Source organism: Sphingomonas rustica (genome assembly GCF_039652585.1).
GTDB classification, from domain to species: Bacteria; Pseudomonadota; Alphaproteobacteria; order Sphingomonadales; family Sphingomonadaceae; genus Sphingomonas; species Sphingomonas rustica.
In genome coordinates this window covers 46,039-68,839 of record NZ_JBDIZK010000011.1, presented here as the reverse complement: position 1 = coordinate 68,839, position 22,801 = coordinate 46,039, and the positions used below count along the sequence as shown (strand labels likewise).

Genomic DNA, 22,801 nt, shown 5'->3' with positions numbered 1-22,801 from the left:
CGCCCGGTGATCCCGACCTTACTGGACCGGCAGCTTCGCCTCGGGCAGTGCCGCCAGCTGTTCCCGGGTCATCGTCGTCGACAGGTCGGTGTCGGTGCCGCGCGTGACCACCGTCAGGCCGCTGATCGGCACCTGGACATGACGCTCGGGATTGCTGTCCTCGACCTCGACCACCAGCCCCTCGACCGCGCCCGCCGGGCCGCGGACCAGGCTGTTCACATCGCCCAGCTCGACATTGTTTGCGCCGACGAGATTGGCATCGAGCAGTTGCGCCTCGCTCAGCCCCAGCGCGACCGGGATAGGCCCGGCGGCGGCGGCGTTCGCCTCGGCATTGTCCTCCATCCGGTCGGCGGCGGCCTCATTGGCATTCTCGCCGCAGCCGGCGACCAGCACCATCGGTGCGAGCGCGATCAGGATCTTGTTCAATTCAGCTCTCCGAACAGGGGATGATCGGGATCAACCGGATGCGCGCCCATCCGTTCCCCCCGGCGTGTCGATCGCCCCTGTCCGGCACCCGGGATTATTGCGCCAATGCAGTACCTTCGCTGCGCGGATCGGCGGCGCCCTGCCAGCCATCGCCTACGCGCTGGACCGCATTGACCTTGGATCCCAGCGACACCTGGCGCGCGCTGTGACCCTTGGCGCGAAGCCCCGCGACGATCGGCCCGGTCCGCGCCGAGCGCTCCATCAGCACCGTGTTCCCGTCGAAGAACAGATTGGGCAGCGCGATCGCCTCTTCGGCGGACAGGCCGAAGTCCAGCACGCCGATCAGCGTCTTGGTCACGTGCATGATGATGCGCGGCCCGCCCGCCGATCCCAGTGCCAGGATCGGTCGGTCCTGCGCGTCATAGACGATCGTCGGCGACATCGACGACAGCGGCCGCTTTCCTGCCTGCACCCGGTTCGCAACCGCCAGCCCGTCGCGCACCGGCGCCAGGCTGAAATCGGTCAGCTCGTTGTTCAGCATCATGCCATTCGCCATCAGCTGGCTGCCCCAGATGTCCTCGATCGTCGACGTCATCGCGACGACATTGCCCTCGGCATCCACCGCCGAGAAATGGGTCGTGCCCTTCTCGGTCGACTTGGTCGGTGCGCCGCGCGGGGCGGCGCCCGGCGGCGTACCGTGACGGACCGACGGCATCGCGCGGTCCATCCGGATCAGCCGCGACCGCCGCGCCAGATAGGCGGGGTCGATCAGCCCGGTCAGCGGCACCGCGACGAAATCGGGATCGCCGATATACTGGCCGCGATCGGCATAGGACAGGCGCATCGCCTCGGCGACCACGTGCCAGGCATCGGGCGAGTCCGCTCCCATGCTGCCGATATCGAACCGCTCGATCATCCCCAGGATGCCGAACACCGTCGTCGCCCCCGAAGAGGGCGGGCCCATGCCGCAGATCTTGTACACGCGGTAGCGCACGCACACCGCATTGCGCGGCGTCGCGGTATAGCCGCCCAGGTCGGCCGCGGTGATCACCGCCGGGTTGAGCCGCGATCCGCCGACCGCCCCGATGATCGCCCCGGCATTGTCGCCGCGGTAAAAGGCATCGGGCCCCTCGGCGGCGATCCGCCTCAGCAGCGCCGCCAGCTTCGGGTTGCGCACCGTCGCCCCGACCGGCAGCGGGGTCCCGCCGGGGGCATACAGCGCCTGGGTGTCGGGAAAATCGCGCCACCGCCCGGCCGATCCGGCGATGAACCGCGCCATCATCGGCGAGACGATATAGCCCTGCTCGGCATGGCGGATCGCCGGCTCGAACAGCCGCGCCCAGGGCAGCTTGCCCCAGCGGCGATGCGCCTGCTCGGCCAGCCGGATATTGCCGGGAATGCCGACCGACAGCCCGCCGGGATAGGCCCGGTCATAAGGCAAGGGCTTGCCGTCCGCGCCCAGGAACCGGTCGGGCCGCGCCGCCGCCGGGGCCCGCTCGCGCCCGTCGATCGTGTCGATCAGCCCGCGCGCCGCATCGTGATGGACGAAGAAGCCGCCCCCGCCGATCCCGCTCGACTGCGGCTCGACCACGGTCAGCGTCAGCATCATCGCCAGCGCGGCATCGGCGGCGCTCCCGCCCGCGCGCAGCATCTCGACGCCTGCCTCGGATGCCCGCGGATCGGCGGCCGACACCACCCCCTGAGCGCGTGCCGCCTGCAGCCCGGCAATCGCCAGTGCCAGCAGGAGCAGGCTGGCCAGCGCCATGCGAACCCGCGCCATTCGCTCGCTCCGCGCCGATGCGTTCCGCCCCGTCATGCCGCCCTCTCCCTTGCCCGTCCCTCGCCTCTCGCCGGCCGCGCCGCTGCGAGAGGTCGGATCGATCCATGGTCGGGCCGTGCGGCGCCAGCCAGCGGTAATGTTTCGCAGGCGTCAAACCGGAGGTTATGGCTTCGCCGGAATTCTCTCCCGCCTCCGGGCGGGTCAAGGGGAGGCCTGTACACCGCGCGCGCCTTCCCACCCCCGACCCCAAGGTCCTTGACCGACCCCACCCCACCCCCGCAAACCTGTGCCCCGATCGACAGCCACAGGAGACGAGCGATGGACGCCGACCGCAGGGGAATGATGAAGTCAGTGGTCGCGGCCGGAATCGCCGGCGGCACGGCGCTGGCCGCCACCCCGGCCGCCGCTGCGCCAGCGCCGGCCCCGCAAGCCGCCGGTGCGAAGCTGGTCCATCACGTCTTCTTCTGGCTCAACAACGCCGGCTCCGCCGCCGACCGCGCCGAACTGATCGCCGGCCTGCGCACGCTCAAGGCGATCGAGGTGATCCGCGACCTACACATCGGCGTCCCCGCCTCAACGGAGCAGCGTGACGTCGTCGACAACAGCTACGACGTGTCCGAACTGATGTTCTTCGACAGCACCGCCGACCAGAAGATCTATCAGGACCACCCGATCCACCAGGCCTTCGTCGCCAAATGCAGCCATTTGTGGCGCAAGGTCGTGGTGTACGACACGATGGCGGTGTGAGGTCGCGCGTCTAGTCCGCGTCGGCCCCGCCGTCCGGCGCAGCGCCTCCCGGTGACGGCATGATAAAGTGCACCATGTCCACGCACCCGCTCCGCCCGGCGGCCGAGGGCGCCTGACGCGCGCCCGTCGCGATCTCGCGTGCCCGATCGCCAAAGGCGGCCGCGGGTTCGGCGGCGAGGACGCGGACATTGCCGGTTTTTCCCCAAGGGGCGATATCATAGCCGATCACCGCCCAGCCCTCGACGCGGCGCCCGGCGAAGCCCGGCCGGAAGGTGAGCTTCGGCATCAGCTTCCAGTCCGCATCTTCCTGAGGGCATGACGCCCCGGCCGGCGTTCAAGGTGAATCGGCCGAACGAGACGCCCCGCGATGCCGTCATCGCACTGCACCTCGCCGCCGACCAGATCGATCAGCATGGGTTGGGACGCGGCAGGCCGCGCCGGCACTGGCTGAGCCGATGCGAGGCCGATGATAGACTCAGGGCGAGCGCAACGCAGGCATGCCGGATCATGACGCCCGTCTGCCGATCTCTTCTGCCAGCTACAAGCAACCCGCCCGCTTCGGTTCAAAATGGGAGCGATGAGTCAGGCGAGTCCAAGATCCTCATCGGGCCTGGTTGCGAATATCGTTGCGCGCTCGAAATCGTCCGCTTACGAGGTCTTAGGGGCTAATCTTGGCATTATCGGGGGCATTATGGCGCGCGCGCATTCTTTCGCGTTTCTGGGAGTCGCGACTATTCTGGGCGCGTGCGGCGGGAGCGGCGGCGGGACCGGTAGCGGCGGCGGAAACACCGGCGGAACGCCAACGCCCACGATCTCGACGTTGCCCGTCACCTTGTCGGCAAGTTCGACCAACTACAGCCTGGCCGAAGGCGGCACGCGCGGCCCGATCAGCTTCACCGCCAGCTATACCGGAACGCCGTCGGGCACCGTGGTGCCCGACGTACAGATCAGCGGCGGGCGCGTCGCGCTGACCAGCGCGGTCGCGTCCGGCGCCAGCTATGCGGTGCAGTTGGCTGCGGCCGAGTTTCAGCCCGCAGGGCAGACCGCCAACACCGTCACCTTCCGGCTGTGCACCGATGCCGCGTGCGGCACCGTCTATCCCGGCTCGACGCAGACCTTCACGGTCAACCTGACAGTCCAGTTGAAGGACTGGTCGACATTTCAGCGCGATGCAGCGCACACCGGCTATGTTCCGGTCAAATACGATGCCGGCAAGTTCCCCGCGGCCGCGACCTGGCAGGTTTCGACGGGAACGTCGCGGCCGTCCGCCGTGGCTGCGCGCGCAGGCAGCGTGTTCGCCAATTTCTACGCCGAGCCGACGTCGAATCGCGTGGAGACGCGGTCGATCGCCGCGGATACGGGCGCCATTCGCTGGCGCTACGATCTGGGCCGGTCCCACGATATGAGTGCGCCAAGCTACGCGAACGGGCGCGTGGTCTCCGCGGTGATGGACAGTTCGTCCGGCTCCGTCCCGATGCCGGTGATCGACGCGAATGACGGACGCGTCCTGCGCGTCCTGTCCTATGCGAGCCAGTTCGCCCAGGCGGGCGCCCCCGTACCGGCAGGAGACGACCTGTTCCACCAGGCAGGATATTATGGGAACGTCGTTTATGCCTATAACACGGCCACCGGTATCTCCACTTGGTCGAGCAACGCCGGAAACGGCATCGGCATCGTCCAGCAAGGCGAGAGTCTGGGTGTCGATGATCGCTATGTCTATTTCTACAGTGGCGGGGCGTTGAACATTTTCAACCGCGCCGACGGCACGGTGTACCGGAGCATTCCCGATCCCTTCTTCTCGCACGCCGGCCTCAGCTATTACGGGTCCTATTATGGCGCCCCGATCCTCGATGGTAAGGGCAACATCTTCACCTTCTCCGACAATCGCGGATCGACCCAGCCCAGCGCCATCATCGCCTTCGCGCTCGATCAGACCAGGTTCGTCTGGAGAACATCCGGCACCTATGTCGGCCATCCTGCGCTGCGCGGCGGAAAGCTCTATGCCCCGCGCTCCAACTCGACGATCATCGACGTGATCGACACGGCTACCGGATCGGTCACCGCATCGATCGATGTCGGCGCGACCAAGGCGAAGCTCACCAGCAATGTGATTGCCACCGAGAGCCACCTCTTCGTGGGGAGCGAGCGCGAGACCTACGCGATCGATCTGCTCGCCGGCGGCAATCCGGTGGTCTGGACCGCGGCAACCGGCGGTGCCCTCGCGCTCTCGCCCGACAATCTTCTGATCGTCACGGGCAGCACCGGGATGACCGCGTATCGCCTGAACTGAGCCGGGCGGCGGCCCGCCCTAATCGACCGGAGCCGCCGCGACCGACAGCTTGTACATCGCCTCGCCGGTCCATGCACGCAGCGTGGCGCGGGTGAATTTGAACGACTTGCCCGCGGGCAAGCAGGCACCGAGCGCCGGTTGCAGCGCCTGGACGGCGACATCTTCCTTCGCCGAATCCGGCTTGGCCATCAGCAGCGCATGCACCGCCTGCGGCGCCTGACGCGATACGCAGTCGCCCAGCGCCCGACCGGGGCGATAGGGTTCAGGAAGCGCGGCGGCATCCTGGGTGAACTCGCCAGACAATTGCAGCGGCGGCAGTTCGGCAATGCCGGTGGGCGGCCCCTTCTTGCCGAAATCGCGCCGGTAGAGTGCGGGATACAGCGCCTCACGATAGGCCTCGGGCTGAATGCGCAGCGTCAGTTTCGAGCGCTGTCGCGCCGCGGCCGCGTTCAGGCAGCTCATGTCCGCCGCCTTCATCGCATTGCCATTGAAATCGGGACTCTCGGGCACGGTGCGCAGGAAGGTAGTCACCGGCGCGCGATAGGCCTTTCGCGTCACCACGCAGTCCGCGTAGCCGGCGAGCGCCACCTCCGCATCGCGCAGGGGCAGCGACTGGCTCTGGGCATGGGCCGGGAGCGCCGCCGAGATACAAGCGAACAGCCAGCAGGCAGACCAACCGACTCGCGTCACGCCACGCTCCTTTTACTGGACGTGTCGAGGCTATCATCGCGCTAGGGAACCTGTCGAGTGGCTCGCCGCTTGATGCCGATCAACGCATCCCATGCCAGATCGGGCCAGGATCGATCGTCAGAGGGAAAACTGCAGTGACGACACCCAATACCGACCTGCTCGTCACCCGTGACGGCGTCCGCCTTCATGTCCGTCCAGCGCGCACCGAAGACGAGCCCGGGCTTGCCGCCTTCTTCGCTCAAGTGACGCCGGAGGATCTGCGGTTCCGCTTCCTTACCGGCATTCGCGAGGTCAGTCGCGATCGCCTCGCCGACATGATCCGTGCCAATGACGGTGGCAGTCTCAGCCTGATCGCGCTGGGCGACGACGGCTCGATCCTGGCCGCGGCGATGCTGGCGGGGGAGGAGGCCGGCGATACGGCGGAGGCGGCCATTGCGCTGCGCGGCGACATGAAGCAGCGCGGCATCGGCTGGAGCCTGCTCGACCACCTCGTCACCCAGGCGCGCGATCGCGGCTATCGCACGCTCGAGGCGATCGAGGACCGCGAAAACCGCTCGGCCATCGCGATCGAGCACGAAATGGGATTCGAGCGCCATCCGATCGACGATGATCCGACGCTGGTGCGTCTGAGCAAGACGCTCGACCGAGGCTGACCTCTCTCCCGCTATCAGGGCAGACCTGCCTCCTATTGGAGCCGATATGCGACTAGCGACCTTGGGGTGTACCCGCCTTCCTGGTGCGTAACGACGAGCAGACCATCGGCGGTGAGAGCCATTTCACCGCTTGAGGGAGCAGACCATGCGGGGGCGTGCGAGGTCCCCTGCAGCGGTATCGCATAGATCGCCTTGTCGGTGCTAACGAAGACGAGGGTCGCGGTGACGATCGTGTTACCGACGAAGCGCTCGGATGCGGGCGGGGTCCACGACCATCGCACTGCCCCCGTCACCTCGTCGAGCGCATCGAGCCGGGAGGGGGCGTTGCGTGCGAGATAGACCGACCCGCCGCCGACGCCCGGAGTGGTCGAGTAGGCATCCACACTGCGCCACGTGTGCGTGCGCGTATCAATCAGCCAATTGACGAGGATCGACGGCGTCTCGGATCTACGATGTCCGGAGTACACAAGGACGTTTCGGTTCATCCCAAGAATTGGCGAACCGTAATATGAATAGCCGATCGTATCGAAGAACGGGTTCACCAGGCGACGCTGCAGCCTGTGGGTGATGCGATCATAGACGTCCACTCCCGGGCCCGAATAGTAATAGACATTGTCGGCATCGACGGCAGGCGTCTGGCCGTCCCAGATCTGGCCACCGCCGGCCATCGACGACCACCAGGATTCTCCGAGCAGGCTGAAGCCGTAGAGCACATTGCCGTAATAGCCGGCCGACATGTAGAGTTCATCGCCATAGGGCGTTGGCGGGAGGAAATTGGACCATTGCGACGCAAACCGCATGTTCGGACCAGAATATTGGCCTGTCACTGCATCGACGGACACGATCTGGTTAGAATCCGACGAGGACACCATGCTGGTTAACAGCACTTTCCCCTTGCCGATTGCCGGTCCGCTCCAAGAATACTTTACGCCCATATTGTACGCCCATCGCTCGTCGGCGTTGGCCGCCGCCAAGGCGCGGACACTCGACGTGCCATCTGCGTTGCCCGTGCCGACGTAGATCAGCCCATTCGCGCTACTGACCGTGCTCATGTATGTGACGTTTGCAGGCTTATAGTCCCAAGCCTTGCGAAACACCGCTGGGTCGAAGGTGGAGCGGACATAACCATTGTGCGCAGCATTTCGTTGAAACGTCGTCCAGTCAGCCAGGCGCGCCGTAAAGCGATAGCTGAAGCTCTGCGTCGACCCGGGATAGACGATCGAGCAGGCTGCATCGCGGCATAACCGGAATGTGACGGTCCCGGCGTAAGCGCCGGACGCGAGCGTCGCGATCGGTATCAGGCGGACTCGATATTTTCCATCGGCCCCGCGAGCCAGGTCGCTATCAAGAGTGAAACGGGTGCGATCATATTGCAGGTCGGCGATGACCGGATCTGCCGTCGCGCCAACAACGGCCGCATCAAATTCGAACGGCGGCACCTTTTCGTCATCGGCGAAGCTGGTTTCACCGGATGACTTCGACAAGGTGACGTTGAGCGTAGTGATAGGTGTCGGTGTGGGGGTCGGCGCGGGCTGAACTCCGCCGCCTGATCCACCCCCGTCGCACGCGGCAAGCACAAGAGCCAGTGCCACGGGCGCGGCCCGCTTGATCGAAATTTTCATATATCCCCCGGTCGATAGCGGATGCCCTCAACCGCTTGTCATTCCCTCGCAGCCCGATCCTCGCTTGTCGATCGGCTAATCCTCCCGCCCTCAAATTTGACATCTGGAATCTGGTCCAATTCGGGGCGACTGGAATCTGGTCGAATTCGGGGCGACTCCCGTTCCGCCCGCCCCGTCGCCGCGATGCCTGACCGGTTGCGGCAAGGCGGTCAGCTGGGTTCCACTCGACCTGAGAGCACGTGTCGGCGACGCCCGCTGCACCGGTCACCGGATTTGCGGTTGCCATGCTCTGCGCCATCCTCGACACCGCACGTCACGCATCCGCGTCGAAGGCGCCCGGTCGGCGGCGTCCCGGTTGAAAGGTTCTCATGTCGCTCGACGGTCCCCGCCTCGCCCCGCTGTCCGGCTCGACGCCGAACGCGCTCGTCATCCTCATCCATGGCTATGGGTCGAATGGCGACGACCTGATCTCGCTGGCGCGGATGATCCAGCCGTCGCTGCCGGGCGCCGCCTTCGTCGCGCCCAACGCCCCGTCGCAGCTGCCGCGCATGGCCGCCGCCTATCAATGGTGGCCGATCGAGACCTTCTCGATGGCCGAGCGCGCTGCCGGCGCCGCGGCTGCCGCGCCCACGCTCGATGGCTTCATCACCCGCGAGATGGAGACGGCCGGCCTGACCGCCGACCGCGTCCTGCTCGTCGGGTTCAGCCAGGGCACGATGATGGCGCTCCATGTCGGCCTGCGCCGCGACGACCCGGTCGCCGGGATCATCGGCATGTCCGGGATGCTGGTCGCCCCCGAAACGCTCGAGGCCGAAATCAAGAGCCGCCCGCCGGTCCTGCTGATCCACGGCACCCAGGACGATGTCGTCCCCTTCCGCTCGATGGACCTGGCCGGGAAAGACCTCGCCGCGGTCGGCGTCGCGGTCGAGACGCATGCCTCGCCCGGCATCGGCCACAGCGTGGACCAGGGCGGCCTCGCCGCCGCCGCCGCGTTCGCGGTGCGCGTGCTTGCCTGACCGCAGCCCCCCTTCGCCGTCCGGGCGCGGCCGATATCCGCTGCTCCTTCTGGCGGTCGGCCTGCTGGCCGCCGCCCCGGCCGGTGCTGCGCCCTGGTGGTATGCCGGGCGCGACGACCATTCCGCGGTGTTCGTCGATATCGGCTCGATCGAGCGCGACGGCGGGGTCGTCCGCTTTGCCGCCCGGCAGGTCATCCGCCGCCCGGGCGACCCGGTCGCGATGACGCTCGATTTCGTGCAGGTCGATTGCGCGCGCTCGCGCATCGGCTGGGTCGGCATCCAGCGGTTCGGCGCCGACGATCAGGTGATCGACACCTCGACCCGCGCCGATGCGGAGATGGCCCCACCCGCCACCCCGATCGATCGCGCCCAGCTCGAGTTCGCCTGCGCCGATCCCGCCGCACGCGAGCGCGCCGGCTTCTTCCCGCTGCGGATCGACGACGCAGCCTTCACCGATGCCCTGCTCGGCACGACCGGCAACGGCATGTCGCCACGCGCCCTCCATGACCGGATGGCTGCGTCGCCCGAGACGCCGGTGATCCGGTCGAACGCGCCGCCCCCCGCGACCTTCGGGACGGTGCAGACCGTCGCGGTCGGCCAGCCGCTCGTGCCGCCGCGCGACTATTCCAGGGGCGCGCAGATCCCCGACCCGGCCGACTATCCCGCAATCGAGGTCGGCCGCATCTACGACATCGCCTTTCAGGGGATAAAGGACGGCGAGATCCGGTTCGAGATCCGCGGCTATTCGATCGACGACCTCGTCCATCCCGGCTCGGGCCAGACCGAGACGCTGCCGCTGGGACAGCCCGGCATCGCCATCCGCGACATCGAGATCACGATCCGCAAGGCGTCGCCCGACCGGCTCACCTATTCGGTCGCGGTCCGCAAGCCCCAGCCGGGCGAACCGCCCTGCACCGCCGGTTGCGAGGCAGTGACGGACGCGGCGACCCAGGCGCACTGATCGCGTGGAATCGGGTGCGTGCGGGCAAGCCATCTGCGCTCGGGCGCTGCGCCTCTATCCGCGAGCGGGCTGCGCCTCGGCAAGCAGGCCGACCAGCCCGCTGATCGTTTCGCGAAGCGCATCGAGCTCGCCCGCGTCCCGACCGCGCGACATGGTCGCGGGAACGCTGACCGCGCGGGCGCGAAGGTCGCGGCCGGCCTCGGTCAGCCGGACCTGGACCCGGCGCTCGTCGCTACGGTCGCGCTCGCGCCGCACCAGCCCGAGCGCCTCCATGCGCTTGAGCAGCGGCGTGATCGTGCCGCTGTCGAGATGCAGCCGCCGGCCCAGCGCGCCGACCGACACGCCATCGCCTTCCCACAGCACCAGCATCACCAGATATTGCGGATAGGTGAGGCCCAACTCACGCAGGACCGGCGCGTAGAGGCGATTGATCAGGTTGCTCGCCGCATAGAATTGGAAGCAGAGCTGGCGATCGAGCGCCAGCGGGTCGGCCTCGACCGGCGCGTCAAGTCCTGCCGCGCTCATGCCCGTCGCGCAGCTTCAGTGCCGGCCCGGCCGAGGAAATCTGGGGAAAGACGCTGCATCTCCATGACGATAGCCTGAAATCCGCACAAAGCCACTCACAAGAATATTGCGCACAATCAAATCGCCCGCAAGGAACCTTCTGATCGCGTCAGGGCTTTTGACCGACAGCGGCCTGCGGGTCGGTTGACCCCTGACAGCAAGGTGATCGATGCAGCAGCTCGCCGACGATTTCTGGAATTTTCGCGGCAGCTTCAGGATCGGCGGCATCCTCGATGTCGGCACCCAGATGTCGCTGATCCGGCGCGCCAATGGTCGGTTCCTGCTGCTCGACAGCTATTCGGTCAGCGACGACGACAAGGCCGGCCTTCTGGCGCTGACCGACAATGGCGCCGCGATCGAGGCGATCATCAACGTCCATCCCTTCCACACGCTGCACTGCCAGGCGGCGCATCGTCTCGTGCCGCATGCCCGGCTGATCGGGACGCAGCGCCACCGCGACCAGGTGCCCGAACTGCCCTGGGAAACCGGGGTGATCGAGGACGCGGCAACCCAGGCCGAGTTCGCCGAAGACCTGGAGTTCGCCGTCCCCGACGGGCTCCGGCTCGTCACCGACGATGACAGCGTCCATGCCGCATCGGTGCTGGTGCGGCACCGCGCCAGCGAGATCGTCCATGTCGACGACACGCTCAACGTCCTCGCCGCGCCGGGGCTGCTCGGCAGGATCCTGCCCCAGTCCCGCCTGCGCTTTCACCCGATGCTCGGCAAGGCGCTGGCGCCCGGCGCCGATGCCGCCGATGCCTTTGCCGCCTGGGCGCGCGACCTTGCGCGTCGCTGGGACGGCACGCCGATCGTGTGCGCCGCCCATTCGGCGGTCCGCCGCCTGCCCGCCCAGGGCTGGCGCTCCGAAGTCACCCGCGCGCTGGCCGATGTCGAAAAGACGCTCGCCGCGCACCGGTCGCGGCACCGCTGACCGGCCCGTTCCCCCTTCCCATCCCGAAAGACATCCTGATGAGCGACACCCGGTTCCACACGATCGATCCGCTGACCGAGCAGGTGATCGAGACCTATAGCTACATGTCGGACGAGGAAGCCGCCGGCATCGTCCAGGCCAGCCATGACGCGTTCCTCGACTGGCGGCTGCGCAGCCTCGACGACCGCGCCCGCGTGATCTCGGCCATCGCGCAGGGCCTGCGCGATGCGAAGGAGGACTTCGCCCGGCTGATTACGCGCGAGGTCGGCAAGCTGATCGGCGACAGCCGCGACGAGGTCGATCTGGTCGCCGCGATCTGCGACTATACCGCCAAGCACGGGCCGAGCGTGCTCGCCGACGAGACGCGCGAGGGCGGCGGCGCCACCGCCTATGTCACGCACGCGCCGCTCGGCGTGATCTACGGCATCCAGCCCTGGAACTTCCCCGCCTATCAGGCGGTGCGCTATTCGATCGCCAGCCTGATGGCGGGCAATGGCGTGCTGCTGAAACATGCCGAGAATTGCACCGGCAGCGGGCTGTTCCTGCGCGATGTATTCGAACGCGCCGGCCTGCCCAAGGGCCTGTTCGGCGTGCTGGTCATCACGCACGACCAGTCGGACGCGATCATCGAGAACGACCTGGTGCGCGGCGTCACCCTGACCGGCAGCGATCGCGCCGGCCGCGCCGTCGCGGTCAAGGCGGCCGAGGTCGTCAAGAAGACGGTGCTCGAGCTGGGCTCGAACGACGCCTATCTGGTGCTCGACGATGCCGATCTCGATCTCGCGGTGAAGACCTGCGTCGCCGGCCGCCTCTACAATAACGGCCAGACCTGCGTGAATGCCAAGCGCTTCATCGTCACCGACAGGAATTACGACGCCTTCGTGAAGGCCTATGCCGAAAGCTTCGCGGCGATCCGCATCGGCGACCCGACCGACAGCGCGACCCAGCTCGGCCCGCTGGTCAGCCGCCGCCAGCGCGACCAGCTCCACCGCCAGGTCGAGGAGAGCGTCGCCAAGGGTGCGCGCGTCCTGGTCGGCGGCGAGGTTCCCGACCGCACCGGCTGGTTCTACCCCGCAACCGTGCTGGTCGACGTCGCCCCGGGCCAGCCGGCCCATGACGACGAGCTGTTCGGCCCCGCCGCCGCGATCATCCGCGCGAAGGATGACGAGGACGCGATGCGCATCGCCAATGGCAGCCGCTACGGCCTGGGCGGCGGCATCTTCAGCCGCGACGTGGCCAGGGCGCGCGAGCTGGCGGCGAAGCATTTCGACACCGGCATGGTGTTCATCAACAGCTTCGACGTCGCCTCGCCCGACCTGCCCTTCGGCGGGGTCAAGAACTCCGGCTATGGCCGCGAGCACGGGCCCGAGGGGCTGAAGGAGTTCGTCAACGTGAAGTCGATCAAGATCGGCGGCGCATGATGGCGAAGGCGATGCAGTGCGACGTCGCGGTGATCGGGGCCGGCACCGCCGGCCTCGCGGCCGAGCGTGCGGCGCGAAAGAACGGGGCGTCGACGCTGCTGATCGACCCCGACTTCACCGGCACGACCTGCGCGACCGTCGGCTGCATGCCGTCCAAATTGCTGATCGCCGCGGCGAAGCAGGCGCATGCGATCGGCCGCGCGGGCCTGTTCGGCATCGAGGTGCAGGGCATGCGCATCGACGGACCCTCAGTGCTCCGCCGCGTCCGCAGCGAGCGCGACCGCTTCGCCGCGCTCACCCGCAAGTCGATCGACCGGCTGCCCGACGGCATCGCCGTCCGCGCCCGCGCCGCGTTCGACGGCCCCAACCGGCTGGTGCTCGGCGACGGCCGCACGGTCGAGGCGCGCGCGATCGTCATCGCCACCGGCTCCGCCCCGGTCCTGCCCGATCCGTTCAAGGCGCTGGGCGATGCCGCGCTCACCAGCGACAGCGTGTTCGAGCTTCCCGACCTGCCCAGGCGGCTGGCGGTCGTCGGCTCGGGCGCGATCGGGCTGGAGCTGGCCCAGGCCTTCGCCCATCTCGGCGTCGAGGTGGCGCTGTTCGACAAGGGCCGCCAACTGGCGAAGCTGCGCTGCCCCAGGGTCCACGCCACCCTGCACGAGGTCCTGGAACGCGACCTCGCGCTCCACCTCGGCGTCCAGGTCACGCCCGAACCCGCGGACCAGGGCGCCCGCCTGCGCTGGACCGGCGACGACAGCGGCGAGGCGCTGTTCGACAAGATCCTCGTCGCCGTCGGCCGCCGCCCGCAACTCGGCGGACTCGCGCTCGACAAGGCGGGGCTCGACCTCGACGAGCACGGCGTACCCCTCCACGACCGCGCGACGATGCGCTGCGGCGACAGCGCGATCTTCCTGGCGGGCGATGTCGCCGCCGACCTGCCCTTGCTCCATGAAGCCTCTCACGACGGCGCCATCGCCGGCCGCAACGCCGCCGCCTGGCCCGCGCCGATCCGGACGGATCGCAACGCCGCCTTCTGCATCACCTTCACCGAACCCGCGCTCGCCACCATCGGCCAGGCCGAGGCGGAGGGCGCCGTGACCGGCACCGCCGACTTCGGCGACCAGGGCCGCGCCCGGGTCGAGGGCCGCAACGAGGGCGTCCTCACCCTCTATGCCGCCGCGCCCGACGGCCGGCTGATCGGCGCCGACCTGATCGCGCCCGGCGGCGAGCATCTCGCGCACATGCTCGCCTGGGCGATCCAGCGCGGCCTCACCGCGACCGAGCTGCTCGAACTGCCCTTCTATCACCCGACGATCGAGGAGGGGCTGAAACAGGCGCTGCGCACCATCTGCCGCTCGACCCCCATCGCGCTGCCGCAGGACCAGGACAGCGGCACCCCCGCCGGCGCCTGACGCGCGCCTCAGTCGTCGCGGCGGCGCTTGCACCCCTCGGGCTGCGCCGCCCCCTCCGGCGGACAGAATCCGAAGCCGGAGATCACCGCCTCCACGTCCATCTCCGGATTGATCGCGATATCGGCCACGTCCGGCGTCCTGCTCCCGCCGAAGCGGACGCCCAGATAGTGGTGCACCGGCTCGCCCGTCAGCGCGTTCAGGAACGGGAACGCCGCGCGCATGTCCGGTCGGTCGGCCCATCCCGGCCGCTCGCCGATCGTGTAGGTGAACCGCATCACCGGCGACGGATCCAGGGTCCCGTCGGTCTCCAGATAGACCCAGCCCAGCTTCGGCCGGCCATAGCAGAGCTCGACGAAGCGATGCGCCCCGACCTGCCGAACCGACAGGAACGGCGCGGCGGCCCGGGTCATCCGATAGCCGCGATCGCCACCCCGGGCGTCCGGAACCGGCTCGATCAGCCCCGCCGCCAGCAGCGCCCGCACGCTGGGCAGCGCCGCGGCGTCCCGACCGGTCTCGAACGGCTCGATCCCGCCCAGCACGGACGCGCACACCCGCTGCTTCGCCAATTGCGCGGACAGCAGCGTTGCCGCCGACCCGTCATCCACCGCCTGCCGCGCCAGCCGGATCGGATCGCGGTACCATGCATGGATCGACCAGGCCCCGACCAGCGCCAGCGCCACCAGCACGACGAACCCGACCCGCCGGCCAACGCCCCACGCCACCTTGCGCCAGTCCCGCCTTGCCACCGCCTCGTCCCGCACGTCGTCCATCGCCCCAGCCTACAGCGCGAACCCCGCCAGGCAAGCGCTCACCCGCCCACCCGAAGCGCGGCGCCGATCATCCGCGCCAGCCGCTCGACATGCGCCCGGTCCGATCGCCCACCCAGCACCGCCACCCGCCAGTACAGCGGCGCCCCGATCAGGTCCGCCGCGGTCTCGCGGTCCAGCGTGGCCGACACCTCCCCGCGCGCGATCGCCCGGTCGATCAGCGCATCGACCCGCTCGCGCCGCGCCCGCTGGAACGGCCGGATCGCGCGCTCCAGCGCCGGGGTCCGCCCGATCTCGGCATGAAGGTCGGTGACGATCCGCTTCACCAGCGGGTGGCGCAGCACCCGGCGGATCGCGAGCAGCACCGCCGCCAGGTCGGCCTCCAGCGACCCCCGCTCGCCCGCATCGGTGATCGTCAGCCCGACCTGCGACAACAGGTCGCTCGCCATCGCCGCCTTGTCGGGCCAGCGGCGGTACAACGCCGCCTTGCCCACCCCCGCGCTGCGCGCCACCCGCTCCAGGCTCAGCCCGGCATAGCCCGTGCGCGCCCATTCCCCGAAGAATTCGCGCGTCAGCTTCTCGGTCACGTCGCTGCGCATCACCGCCGCGCCGCTGGGAACGCGTGCGCCCGTCCGGCGTTCGTCGGAACGGTTGCGTTCCATCGATGCGCTCCCATATAGTCGTTGGAACGCTATCGTTCCGTCCACCTGGAGATACGCGATGACAGACGAGATTGAAAGCTTTTCGGCGCTCCTGCGCGTGGCGCTGGGCGATCGCATCGCCGCGGACGCGACCAGCTTCCTCGACATGCTGGCCGACGACGCGGTGATGGACTTCCCCTATGCGCCGCCCGGCATGACCACCCGGCTCGACGGAAAGGCGGCGATCGCCCGCCACCTTCAGGATCTGGGCGGCCAGATCGCCTTCGACCGCATGGGCCATCCCACCGTCTTCGCCACCACTGACGCGGACGTCACCTTGGTCGAGTTCGACGGCTTCGGCCGCGGCGTCTCGACCGGCGAGCCCTATGACCAGCGCTATCTCTCGATCATCCGCACCCGCGACGGGCGGATCGTCCACTATCGCGACTATTGGAATCCGCTCGTCATCCTGCGCGCCCTGCGCGGCGCCGCCGTGGTCGATGCGCTTGCCGGCGAGGCCGCCGATCATGGCTGATCGCATCCTCGTCACCGGCGGCACCGGCACCACCGGCTCGCTCGTCGCGAGCGGGCTCGCCGCGCGCGGCATCGACGCCCGCATCGCCACCCGCAGCCCGTCCGCGCCGCATCAGGTCCGCTTCGACTGGAGCGACGCCGCCACCCACGCCGCCGCGCTGGACGGCGTCGACGCGCTCTACCTCGTCGCCCCCACCGACCGCAGCGACCATCTGCCCGTCATGCGCCCGCTGCTGGACCAGGCGCTCGATCGCGGCATCGCCCGCTTCGTGCTGCTCAGCGCCTCGTCCCTCCCCGAAGGCGGCCCGATGATGGGTCAGGTCCATGCCTGGCTCCACGCCCACGCCCCCCGTGGGACGGTGCTGCGCCCCAGCTGGTTCATGCAGAATTTCGTCACCCAGCACCTGCCGTCGATCCTGGACGAAGGCCGCATCTACACCGCGACGCAGGACGGTCGCGTTCCCTTCATCGACGCCGCAGACATCGCCGCGGTGGCGGTCCAGGCGCTGGTCGATCCGGCCCTCGCATCCGGCGATCGGCTGCTGACCGGCCCCGAAGCGCTCTCCTATGACGCGGTGGCACAGCATATCTCCGCCGTCGCCCCGCGCCCCGTCGTCCATTGCCGCCTGACGGTCGACGCGCTCGTCCGCCGCCATATCGGCCTCGGCCTCCCCGCCCCCTATGCCGAAGCCCTCGCCCGCATGGACGACGCCATCGCGCAGGGGTCGGAGGACCGCGTCACGACCCAGGTCGAACAGGTCACCGGCCGCCAGCCGACCCGCCTCGCCGACTTCCTCGCCGCCCACCGATCCGCCTATCACCGCCCCGCCGCCGCCTGACCGCTCACGGCCTCGCCTTCACCGGCAGCCGGAACGGCGCGCCCAGCCGGTTGAACGCATTCATTGCCGCGATCGCCAGCGTCAGGTCGACCAGATCCTTCGGTGCGAACGCCGCCGCCGCGGCGGCATAGGCCACGTCGGACGCATGCGTCTCGGGCAGCAACGTGACCTCCTCCGCCCACGCCAGCGCCGCGCGATAGGTCTCGGGAAACAGCTGCGGCACCTCCGCCCACACGGGCACCAGCGCCACCTTGTCCGCCGCCATCGTCTTCGACAGGTCGCGCGTGTGCAGGTCGATGCAATGCGCGCACCCATTGATCTGCGACACGCGCAGAAAGACCAGGTGGATCATCTCCTCGGGCAACCCGGTCTCGTGCATCAGATACTGGTGAATGCCGAACAAGGCCTTCGCCCCCGCGGGCGCCACCTCATGCCAGGTCAGTCGAGCCGTCGAACCCATGATCTGCTCCTCGTCGCGCGCCGACCATCGGCGCCTTTAGGATCATGACGAGCCAGCCCCCGCCGCTGTGACATGCCCCGCGGAAATTTTCCCGCCGATCCGCGTTCACTCCGCCAGCCCGCCCCGGGCACAGGCCGATCCTTGCGCACCCCCCGCGCAGGGTCCAACAGCCTGGTCATCCACCCCGGCCCCGGCCGCCAAAGGAGCCCCCGATGCGTCCCCTGCTGAAGCCCCTTCTCCTGATCGCAACCGCACCGTCGCTCCTGCTCCCCGCTGCAACCCTCGCCGCGCCGGCCGCAGCGCCCGCCCGCGCCGCCCCGGCGCCCGCAGCCCCGACCCTCGCAGACGCCCGCTTCGACCGCTTCTTCGACGCCTTCCGCCAGGCCGTCCTCGCGAACGACCGGCAAAAGGTCGCCGACATGGTCGCCCTGCCGTTCAAGGATTTCAGCGGCACCGAACCCGCCCGCTCCGCCAACACCCGCGCCCAATTCCTCGCCCACTATGACGCGATCTTCACGCCGGACGTCATCGCCGCCATCCGCGACCGAAAGCTGCGCGCGTTCCAGCCCGGCGCCGACGACGGCGAAGCCCCCGGCCCGATCCGCAAGGGCGAGGTCCTGCTGGTGGTCGAGGACCTGACCCACCAACTCATCTTCGCCCCCCGCGGCAACGGCTACGCGCTCAACCGGATTCCATTTTACTCCTGACGCCGGGAGGGGGCGGCCAACCCCCGCCCCCCCCCGACCCCGCTCCGGCGAAGGCCCGAGCCCAGCCAGCTGAGCCCGCGCTGGTCGCGAAAGGCGAACGGCTCCCGGCCAAAAGCTGCGCAACGATCGCGAGGAAGAAACGGCCGGGCCACCCGAACTCGGTTCGCGCCGGCTTTCTGCGCCACTCACGCCTGTGTCACCCACATTTGTGGCATGGTCCAGTCCGAGCCGGCTTGCCAGTCCGCCCACGCCCCGATTTAATCGTTAAATGCGCTTGCTTTCCAACACCGGCACAGATCGTGTCGCAGACCATCTGCCAAACGGCGCGATCGATGTAGCGACGGGCGCGGCGTCGGTCGAGGGCATCGCAGCCATGCTGCCTGCGGTTCACCTCCGGCGCCTTCTTCTGTCGTCGGACGCCGGCCTGCGGCAAGACGCTGGCGATCGTCGTCGGCGCAACGCACTGACGCTCCGGGGTAGCGCGCTCAAGGCACTCACGTGGCTCGACAGCGCCGACGTCAGAGCGACCGCTCTACCGCTGCGACAGTCCCTGCTGCTTGCCGACGATGCCGGCCGGGCGTTCATCGGCGATTGTGATATGACAACGTCAGGGCTCGGCCTGGCTCCGAGCGAGACGTCCGGCATCATCCAGCTCCTGGAAGGCCAAGCGGAGGTTGGGCCCATCGCCGATTGGTTCGACGGGCTATGGCGCCGGTCAAACGCATCACAGCAGAGTCCAGTGATCGCCGATCTGCAGACGGCAAGCACGAACAACGGACCGTCGCTCGTTTACCAGCGGGCGCTCGCCGCGCTGTTCGCCGACATGGCCGCCGATGCCGACGCCCTGCCCGACCAGCGGCTCGGCCTTGAGGACAGCCGTGTGTGGCAGATGCTCTATCGTTTCCAGCGTGACGGCGTGCTCGGTGCCATCGCGAAGCTGCGCCAGTGGGGCGGCTGCATCATCGCCGACAGCGTCGGCCTGGGTAAGACGTTCGAAGCGCTCGCGGTCATCAAGTACCATGAGCTGCGCAACGAGCGTGTACTGGTCCTAGCCCCCAAGCGGCTACGTGAAAACTGGACACTGTGGACGCGCAACGACGTGCGCAACCCGCTGGCGGGCGACCGGCTGGCGTTCGACGTGCTCAACCACACGGATCTGTCACGCGAGGGCGGCCAGTCCGGCGATATCGACCTCGATCACGTCAACTGGGGCAATTACGGCCTCGTCGTCATCGACGAATCGCACAATTTCCGGAACCGCCCGACGGGTCGCGATGGTGAGAGCCGCTATGACCGGCTCATGCGGGACATCGTCAAGTCGGGCATCAAGACCAAGGTCCTGATGCTGTCCGCCACGCCGGTCAACAACCGGCTCAACGACCTCAAGAATCAGATCGCTTTCGCGACGGAAGGCGACGATGCAGCGCTAAAAGACGCGGGTATCAAGAGCATAGCCGGCACGGTGCGGCTGGCTCAGACGGCGTTCAACAAGTGGCAGGCGCTTCCGGCTGAACGACGCACATCGCAGCGACTGCTCGACATGCTCGGCTTCGACTATGTGCGGTTGCTCGACCTGCTGACGATCGCGCGGTCGCGGAAGCATATCGAGCGCTACTACGGCATCGGCGAGACCGGCCGATTTCCTGAGAAGCTACCGCCGCAGAATCGAAAGACCGATGTTGCCTCGGATGGCAGCTTCCCGCCCATCTCCGTGGTGAATGACGAAATCCGGCGACTGACGCTCGCCGCCTATGCGCCACTTCGTTACGTGCTCGCCAACAAGCGGGCTGAATATGATCGCCGCTATAATCAGACCGCCAAGGCGGGCCAGTCTGTGTTCCGTCAGCTCGACCGCGAGGAGAGCTTGGTCGGCCTGATGCGGGTCAACCTGCTCAAGCGGATGGAAAGCTCGGTCCACGCCTTTGCGCTGACGGTCGAGCGCCAGCTCGCAGCCGTCGATGAGTTGATCGCCAGGATCGCCGCCCATGACGACAGTGTGGAGGTACCGACGATCGAGGATTTGGCGGAGGACGACCCGCTGATTGAAGCCTTGGGTGTCGGTAAGCGCGTCAAGGTTCTGCTCTCGGATGCCGACCTGATCGCCTGGGATCGAGATCTCAAGGCGGATCGCGAGCGGCTCCAGCGGCTGCTGCGCGAGGCGCGCGGCGTCACTCCGGATCGTGACGCGAAGCTCGCCGAGCTCCGGCGCATTATAGCCGCCAAGCGCGCTGAGCCCATCAACCCCGGCAACGACAAGGTGCTCGTGTTCACCGCGTTCGCTGACACGGCCGCATATCTGCACGACAATCTGGCCGACGAGGTACCAGGTATCACGGCGCTGGTGACGGGCTCGGGGGCGAACCGTGTGACGGGCGGCCGCCTCAGGTCTGACTTGGCGACGATCCTGACCGCCTTTTCGCCCCGATCCCGCGCGCGGCCGGATTCGCTGGCCAACGAACCCGAGATCGATCTCGTCATCGCAACCGACTGCATCAGCGAAGGTCAGAACCTCCAAGACTGCGACTGCGTGGTGAACTACGACATTCACTGGAACCCTGTGAGGATCGTCCAGCGCTTCGGCCGGATCGACCGGTTGGGATCGACGAACAGCCGGATTCAGCTCGTCAATTTCTGGCCGAACATGGACCTTGACGCTTACATCGGCCTGGAGCGCACCGTCTCCGGACGCATGAAGTTGCTCGACGTGTCCGCCACTGGCGAGGAAAACATCATCGAGGCCGATCCCGGCAACGGAATGAACGATTTGGAATATCGCCGCCGGCAACTGGAGGCGATGCAGGATCAGGTCATCGAGCTGGAAGACCTGTCGCAGGGGGTCGCCATCACCGACCTCACGCTCAACGACCTGCGCCTCGACCTCGCGCAGCTCTCGGACGAGGAGCGCGAACAACTCGGGCGGATGCCACTGACCGTCCATGCGCCCGTTACCGAGAGCGATGACCTGCCAGCGGGCGCGATTTTCGTCCTTCGCGCCGACACGCCGGGCGCGCTGGCAGCTCTCGACGCGAAAGACCCGCTCAGTCCGCACGCGCTAGTACATGTGCGCATGGATGGCACGATCCACCTTCCGTACACAGCGCCCAAGCGGATCCTCGACACTATGCGCAAGCTCGCGCGGATCAATCCTGCGGACAGTGATCGACTGTGGCGCCGCTTCGACCGCGAGACACGGCAAGGCGCGAAGATGGAGCGCTGGCAAGCGCTGCTGGAGGCGGCCATCGTCGGCGTAACTGGCACCGCGCAGGAGCGCGCGGTCGACAGCCTGTTCACGACCGGCGCGCTGCAGGGAATGAGCGGTGCCAGCGGGCTTGACGATTGGGAGGTCGTCGCCTGGTTTCCCGTCATGCCCGCCGAATGACCGGATCGCCAATCACGCTCGAATCGCTGGTCGGAGCTTTCGCCCTGCCACCGGGGCCGGCCCCGAGGCGCGTGCCGAAGGCGTCGCTCGCCGACAATGTCCCGACGGCGGCGGACAAACGGCTGATCGAGGGGAAGCTGGCGCGGCTGGACTGGCTGGCAGCCATCAATCCTGCGACGGCGGGCGTCGCTTCGGCGACGATCGACGGGCTCGAGGTGAGCACCGTCAACGTCCTCGTTGCGCGCACCCGCGGACCGATGCCGCCGCGACTGGCGGAGATCATCCATCGCGCCATCCCGCAGCCCGTGGTGCTGATCCATGCCGACGACGCGCCGGACGCTCCGGCGGCGGTGTCGCTCGGCTCGAAGCGCGCGGCCAAACGCGAGGCGGGACGTGTCGTCGTCACTGCCGTGCACGATACCGGTGCGCTGACCGTAGACGATCGCGGCTTCCTTACCGCGCTGGCGTTGGATCGGTTGCCTTCAAGCGACTTGGGCGCGCTCTATGCGGGGCTGGTCGAACGGATCGACGCGCTGTGTGCCGCCCGCCGAGGCTCGCGCCCCTTTCGGCTGGCCACATCTGCGGACGAGCTGGCGCGCTGGCGCGTGGCGTTGGCCAACGCCGCCGATTTGGACGCGAGGATCGTGGCTCTTGCCGCCGCCATGCGCAAGGAAAGCCGGTTGGCGGCGCGGGTCAAACTCGGTGAAACACTGCGCCAGACCAAGGCGGAGCTAGACAAGTGCAAGACCATGCTCGATTAATTGCACACAAGAAGGGGGCGGCATCTGGGCAGGGGCGGATACAATGGCGGATCGACGATCATCGGCCCTAGGCGAGCGTGGTCGTTTGACCCAGATTTCTCAGCCAAGGACCGAGGCGGATCAGCGGTTGGGCGAAAGTCCCCGCGGCTGCCTCGCCCACCGATAGAACCTGCGATAACCGTCGCCGGCAAGAAGCTGCT

22 protein-coding genes are annotated in these 22,801 nt (G+C 68.1%); 13 read left to right on the top strand and 9 right to left on the bottom strand.

What is annotated here, in order from left to right; genetic code table 11:
• Positions 1-18 precede the first annotated feature (18 nt).
• Entirely contained in the window at positions 19-426 is a 408-nt protein-coding gene (locus TPR58_RS17370) for a PRC-barrel domain containing protein (RefSeq protein WP_346248003.1), read from the bottom strand.
• A 94-nt stretch (positions 427-520) separates the two neighbouring features.
• Positions 521-2,242: a gamma-glutamyltransferase gene (gene ggt / locus TPR58_RS17365; protein ID WP_346248002.1), complete on the bottom strand. Its 1,722-nt coding sequence runs from the start codon at positions 2,240-2,242 to the stop codon at positions 521-523.
• Between the two features lie 282 nt (positions 2,243-2,524).
• Here ggt and TPR58_RS17360 point away from each other — a divergent pair, with 282 nt between their 5' ends.
• Positions 2,525-2,953, top strand: coding sequence for a Dabb family protein (locus TPR58_RS17360; RefSeq protein ID WP_346248001.1), 429 nt, complete (start codon positions 2,525-2,527; stop codon positions 2,951-2,953).
• Positions 2,954-2,963: 10 nt separating this feature from the next.
• Here the strand turns inward: TPR58_RS17360 and TPR58_RS17355 are convergent, their stop codons facing one another.
• Positions 2,964-3,239: a hypothetical protein gene (locus tag TPR58_RS17355; RefSeq protein ID WP_346248000.1), complete on the bottom strand. Its 276-nt coding sequence runs from the start codon at positions 3,237-3,239 to the stop codon at positions 2,964-2,966.
• A 534-nt stretch (positions 3,240-3,773) separates the two neighbouring features.
• Here TPR58_RS17355 and TPR58_RS17350 point away from each other — a divergent pair.
• The gene (locus TPR58_RS17350; RefSeq protein WP_346247999.1) at positions 3,774-5,243 is read left to right on the top strand and encodes an outer membrane protein assembly factor BamB family protein; all 1,470 of its coding nucleotides are present in this window, start codon (positions 3,774-3,776) and stop codon (positions 5,241-5,243) included.
• Between the two features lie 18 nt (positions 5,244-5,261).
• Here TPR58_RS17350 and TPR58_RS17345 read toward each other — a convergent pair whose 3' ends face one another.
• Complete coding sequence (locus TPR58_RS17345) at positions 5,262-5,933, bottom strand: hypothetical protein (RefSeq protein ID WP_346247998.1); 672 nt, start codon at positions 5,931-5,933, stop codon at positions 5,262-5,264.
• A 134-nt stretch (positions 5,934-6,067) separates the two neighbouring features.
• Here TPR58_RS17345 and TPR58_RS17340 point away from each other — a divergent pair, with 134 nt between their 5' ends.
• Positions 6,068-6,586: a GNAT family N-acetyltransferase gene (locus TPR58_RS17340; protein ID WP_346247997.1), complete on the top strand. Its 519-nt coding sequence runs from the start codon at positions 6,068-6,070 to the stop codon at positions 6,584-6,586.
• 32 nt (positions 6,587-6,618) lie between these two features.
• Here the strand turns inward: TPR58_RS17340 and TPR58_RS17335 are convergent, their stop codons facing one another.
• A complete protein-coding gene (locus TPR58_RS17335) occupies positions 6,619-8,208 on the bottom strand; it encodes a hypothetical protein (protein WP_346247996.1) in 1,590 nt (529 codons plus the stop codon).
• 368 nt (positions 8,209-8,576) lie between these two features.
• Here TPR58_RS17335 and TPR58_RS17330 point away from each other — a divergent pair, with 368 nt between their 5' ends.
• Positions 8,577-9,224 carry an alpha/beta hydrolase gene (locus TPR58_RS17330; protein WP_346247995.1) on the top strand — a complete coding sequence of 216 codons (648 nt, stop codon included), beginning with the start codon at positions 8,577-8,579 and terminating at the stop codon, positions 9,222-9,224.
• Positions 9,217-10,185, top strand: coding sequence for a hypothetical protein (locus TPR58_RS17325; RefSeq protein WP_346247994.1), 969 nt, complete (start codon positions 9,217-9,219; stop codon positions 10,183-10,185). Before TPR58_RS17330 ends, TPR58_RS17325 begins: the two co-directional genes overlap by 8 nt.
• Positions 10,186-10,239: 54 nt before the next feature.
• Here the strand turns inward: TPR58_RS17325 and TPR58_RS17320 are convergent, their stop codons facing one another.
• Positions 10,240-10,710, bottom strand: coding sequence for a MarR family winged helix-turn-helix transcriptional regulator (locus TPR58_RS17320; protein ID WP_346247993.1), 471 nt, complete (start codon positions 10,708-10,710; stop codon positions 10,240-10,242).
• A gap of 208 nt (positions 10,711-10,918) precedes the next feature.
• On the opposite strand from TPR58_RS17320, the gene TPR58_RS17315 reads away from it, so the two are divergent.
• The 3 genes from TPR58_RS17315 to TPR58_RS17305 are packed head-to-tail and all read left to right on the top strand — an operon-like array spanning position 10,919 to position 14,513.
• Complete coding sequence (locus TPR58_RS17315; RefSeq protein WP_346247992.1) at positions 10,919-11,680, top strand: hypothetical protein; 762 nt, start codon at positions 10,919-10,921, stop codon at positions 11,678-11,680.
• Positions 11,681-11,718: 38 nt separating this feature from the next.
• Positions 11,719-13,101, top strand: coding sequence for an NAD-dependent succinate-semialdehyde dehydrogenase (locus TPR58_RS17310; RefSeq protein WP_346247991.1), 1,383 nt, complete (start codon positions 11,719-11,721; stop codon positions 13,099-13,101).
• Positions 13,101-14,513 carry a dihydrolipoyl dehydrogenase gene (locus TPR58_RS17305; RefSeq protein ID WP_346247990.1) on the top strand — a complete coding sequence of 471 codons (1,413 nt, stop codon included), beginning with the start codon at positions 13,101-13,103 and terminating at the stop codon, positions 14,511-14,513. The genes TPR58_RS17310 and TPR58_RS17305 overlap by 1 nt, the downstream gene beginning before the upstream one ends.
• A gap of 8 nt (positions 14,514-14,521) precedes the next feature.
• Here TPR58_RS17305 and TPR58_RS17300 read toward each other — a convergent pair whose 3' ends face one another.
• Together TPR58_RS17300 and TPR58_RS17295 are read right to left on the bottom strand one after the other, a co-directional pair.
• Entirely contained in the window at positions 14,522-15,283 is a 762-nt protein-coding gene (locus TPR58_RS17300) for a hypothetical protein (protein WP_346247989.1), read from the bottom strand.
• 38 nt (positions 15,284-15,321) lie between these two features.
• The gene (locus TPR58_RS17295) at positions 15,322-15,942 is read right to left on the bottom strand and encodes a TetR/AcrR family transcriptional regulator (protein ID WP_346247988.1); all 621 of its coding nucleotides are present in this window, start codon (positions 15,940-15,942) and stop codon (positions 15,322-15,324) included.
• Positions 15,943-16,000: 58 nt separating this feature from the next.
• On the opposite strand from TPR58_RS17295, the gene TPR58_RS17290 reads away from it, so the two are divergent.
• Entirely contained in the window at positions 16,001-16,456 is a 456-nt protein-coding gene (locus TPR58_RS17290) for a nuclear transport factor 2 family protein (RefSeq protein WP_346247987.1), read from the top strand.
• Positions 16,449-17,294 (top strand): NmrA family NAD(P)-binding protein, encoded by an 846-nt coding sequence (locus TPR58_RS17285; RefSeq protein ID WP_346247986.1) that lies wholly within the window; start codon positions 16,449-16,451, stop codon positions 17,292-17,294. Before TPR58_RS17290 ends, TPR58_RS17285 begins: the two co-directional genes overlap by 8 nt.
• Positions 17,295-17,298: 4 nt before the next feature.
• Here the strand turns inward: TPR58_RS17285 and TPR58_RS17280 are convergent, their stop codons facing one another.
• Positions 17,299-17,754, bottom strand: a complete 456-nt coding sequence (locus tag TPR58_RS17280) for a carboxymuconolactone decarboxylase family protein (RefSeq protein ID WP_346247985.1) — start codon at positions 17,752-17,754, stop codon at positions 17,299-17,301.
• A 212-nt stretch (positions 17,755-17,966) separates the two neighbouring features.
• Between TPR58_RS17280 and TPR58_RS17275 the strand changes: the two genes are divergently transcribed.
• The 3 genes from TPR58_RS17275 to TPR58_RS17265 all read left to right on the top strand — a co-directional run bounded on the left by TPR58_RS17275 (position 17,967) and on the right by TPR58_RS17265 (position 22,601).
• Complete coding sequence (locus TPR58_RS17275; protein ID WP_346247984.1) at positions 17,967-18,461, top strand: hypothetical protein; 495 nt, start codon at positions 17,967-17,969, stop codon at positions 18,459-18,461.
• Positions 18,462-18,729: 268 nt separating this feature from the next.
• Positions 18,730-21,840, top strand: a complete 3,111-nt coding sequence (locus tag TPR58_RS17270; RefSeq protein ID WP_346247983.1) for a helicase-related protein — start codon at positions 18,730-18,732, stop codon at positions 21,838-21,840.
• A complete protein-coding gene (locus TPR58_RS17265) occupies positions 21,837-22,601 on the top strand; it encodes a DUF4391 domain-containing protein (RefSeq protein WP_346247982.1) in 765 nt (254 codons plus the stop codon). The genes TPR58_RS17270 and TPR58_RS17265 overlap by 4 nt, the downstream gene beginning before the upstream one ends.
• Positions 22,602-22,801 lie beyond the last annotated feature (200 nt).

What these genes read in the sequence shown, in the direction of transcription:
- ggt (WP_346248002.1), bottom strand. Translation starts at nt 2,242, where the DNA reads ATGACGGGGCGGAACGCATCGGCGCGGAGCGAGCGAATGGCGCGGGTT.
- TPR58_RS17360 (WP_346248001.1), top strand. Translation starts at nt 2,525, where the DNA reads ATGGACGCCGACCGCAGGGGAATGATGAAGTCAGTGGTCGCGGCCGGA.
- TPR58_RS17355 (WP_346248000.1), bottom strand. Translation starts at nt 3,239, where the DNA reads ATGCCGAAGCTCACCTTCCGGCCGGGCTTCGCCGGGCGCCGCGTCGAG.
- TPR58_RS17335 (WP_346247996.1), bottom strand. Translation starts at nt 8,208, where the DNA reads ATGAAAATTTCGATCAAGCGGGCCGCGCCCGTGGCACTGGCTCTTGTG.
- TPR58_RS17330 (WP_346247995.1), top strand. Translation starts at nt 8,577, where the DNA reads ATGTCGCTCGACGGTCCCCGCCTCGCCCCGCTGTCCGGCTCGACGCCG.
- TPR58_RS17320 (WP_346247993.1), bottom strand. Translation starts at nt 10,710, where the DNA reads ATGAGCGCGGCAGGACTTGACGCGCCGGTCGAGGCCGACCCGCTGGCG.
- TPR58_RS17315 (WP_346247992.1), top strand. Translation starts at nt 10,919, where the DNA reads ATGCAGCAGCTCGCCGACGATTTCTGGAATTTTCGCGGCAGCTTCAGG.
- TPR58_RS17310 (WP_346247991.1), top strand. Translation starts at nt 11,719, where the DNA reads ATGAGCGACACCCGGTTCCACACGATCGATCCGCTGACCGAGCAGGTG.
- TPR58_RS17305 (WP_346247990.1), top strand. Translation starts at nt 13,101, where the DNA reads ATGGCGAAGGCGATGCAGTGCGACGTCGCGGTGATCGGGGCCGGCACC.
- TPR58_RS17300 (WP_346247989.1), bottom strand. Translation starts at nt 15,283, where the DNA reads ATGGACGACGTGCGGGACGAGGCGGTGGCAAGGCGGGACTGGCGCAAG.
- TPR58_RS17295 (WP_346247988.1), bottom strand. Translation starts at nt 15,942, where the DNA reads ATGGAACGCAACCGTTCCGACGAACGCCGGACGGGCGCACGCGTTCCC.
- TPR58_RS17290 (WP_346247987.1), top strand. Translation starts at nt 16,001, where the DNA reads ATGACAGACGAGATTGAAAGCTTTTCGGCGCTCCTGCGCGTGGCGCTG.
- TPR58_RS17285 (WP_346247986.1), top strand. Translation starts at nt 16,449, where the DNA reads ATGGCTGATCGCATCCTCGTCACCGGCGGCACCGGCACCACCGGCTCG.
- TPR58_RS17280 (WP_346247985.1), bottom strand. Translation starts at nt 17,754, where the DNA reads ATGGGTTCGACGGCTCGACTGACCTGGCATGAGGTGGCGCCCGCGGGG.
- TPR58_RS17275 (WP_346247984.1), top strand. Translation starts at nt 17,967, where the DNA reads ATGCGTCCCCTGCTGAAGCCCCTTCTCCTGATCGCAACCGCACCGTCG.
- TPR58_RS17270 (WP_346247983.1), top strand. Translation starts at nt 18,730, where the DNA reads ATGCGCTTGCTTTCCAACACCGGCACAGATCGTGTCGCAGACCATCTG.
- TPR58_RS17265 (WP_346247982.1), top strand. Translation starts at nt 21,837, where the DNA reads ATGACCGGATCGCCAATCACGCTCGAATCGCTGGTCGGAGCTTTCGCC.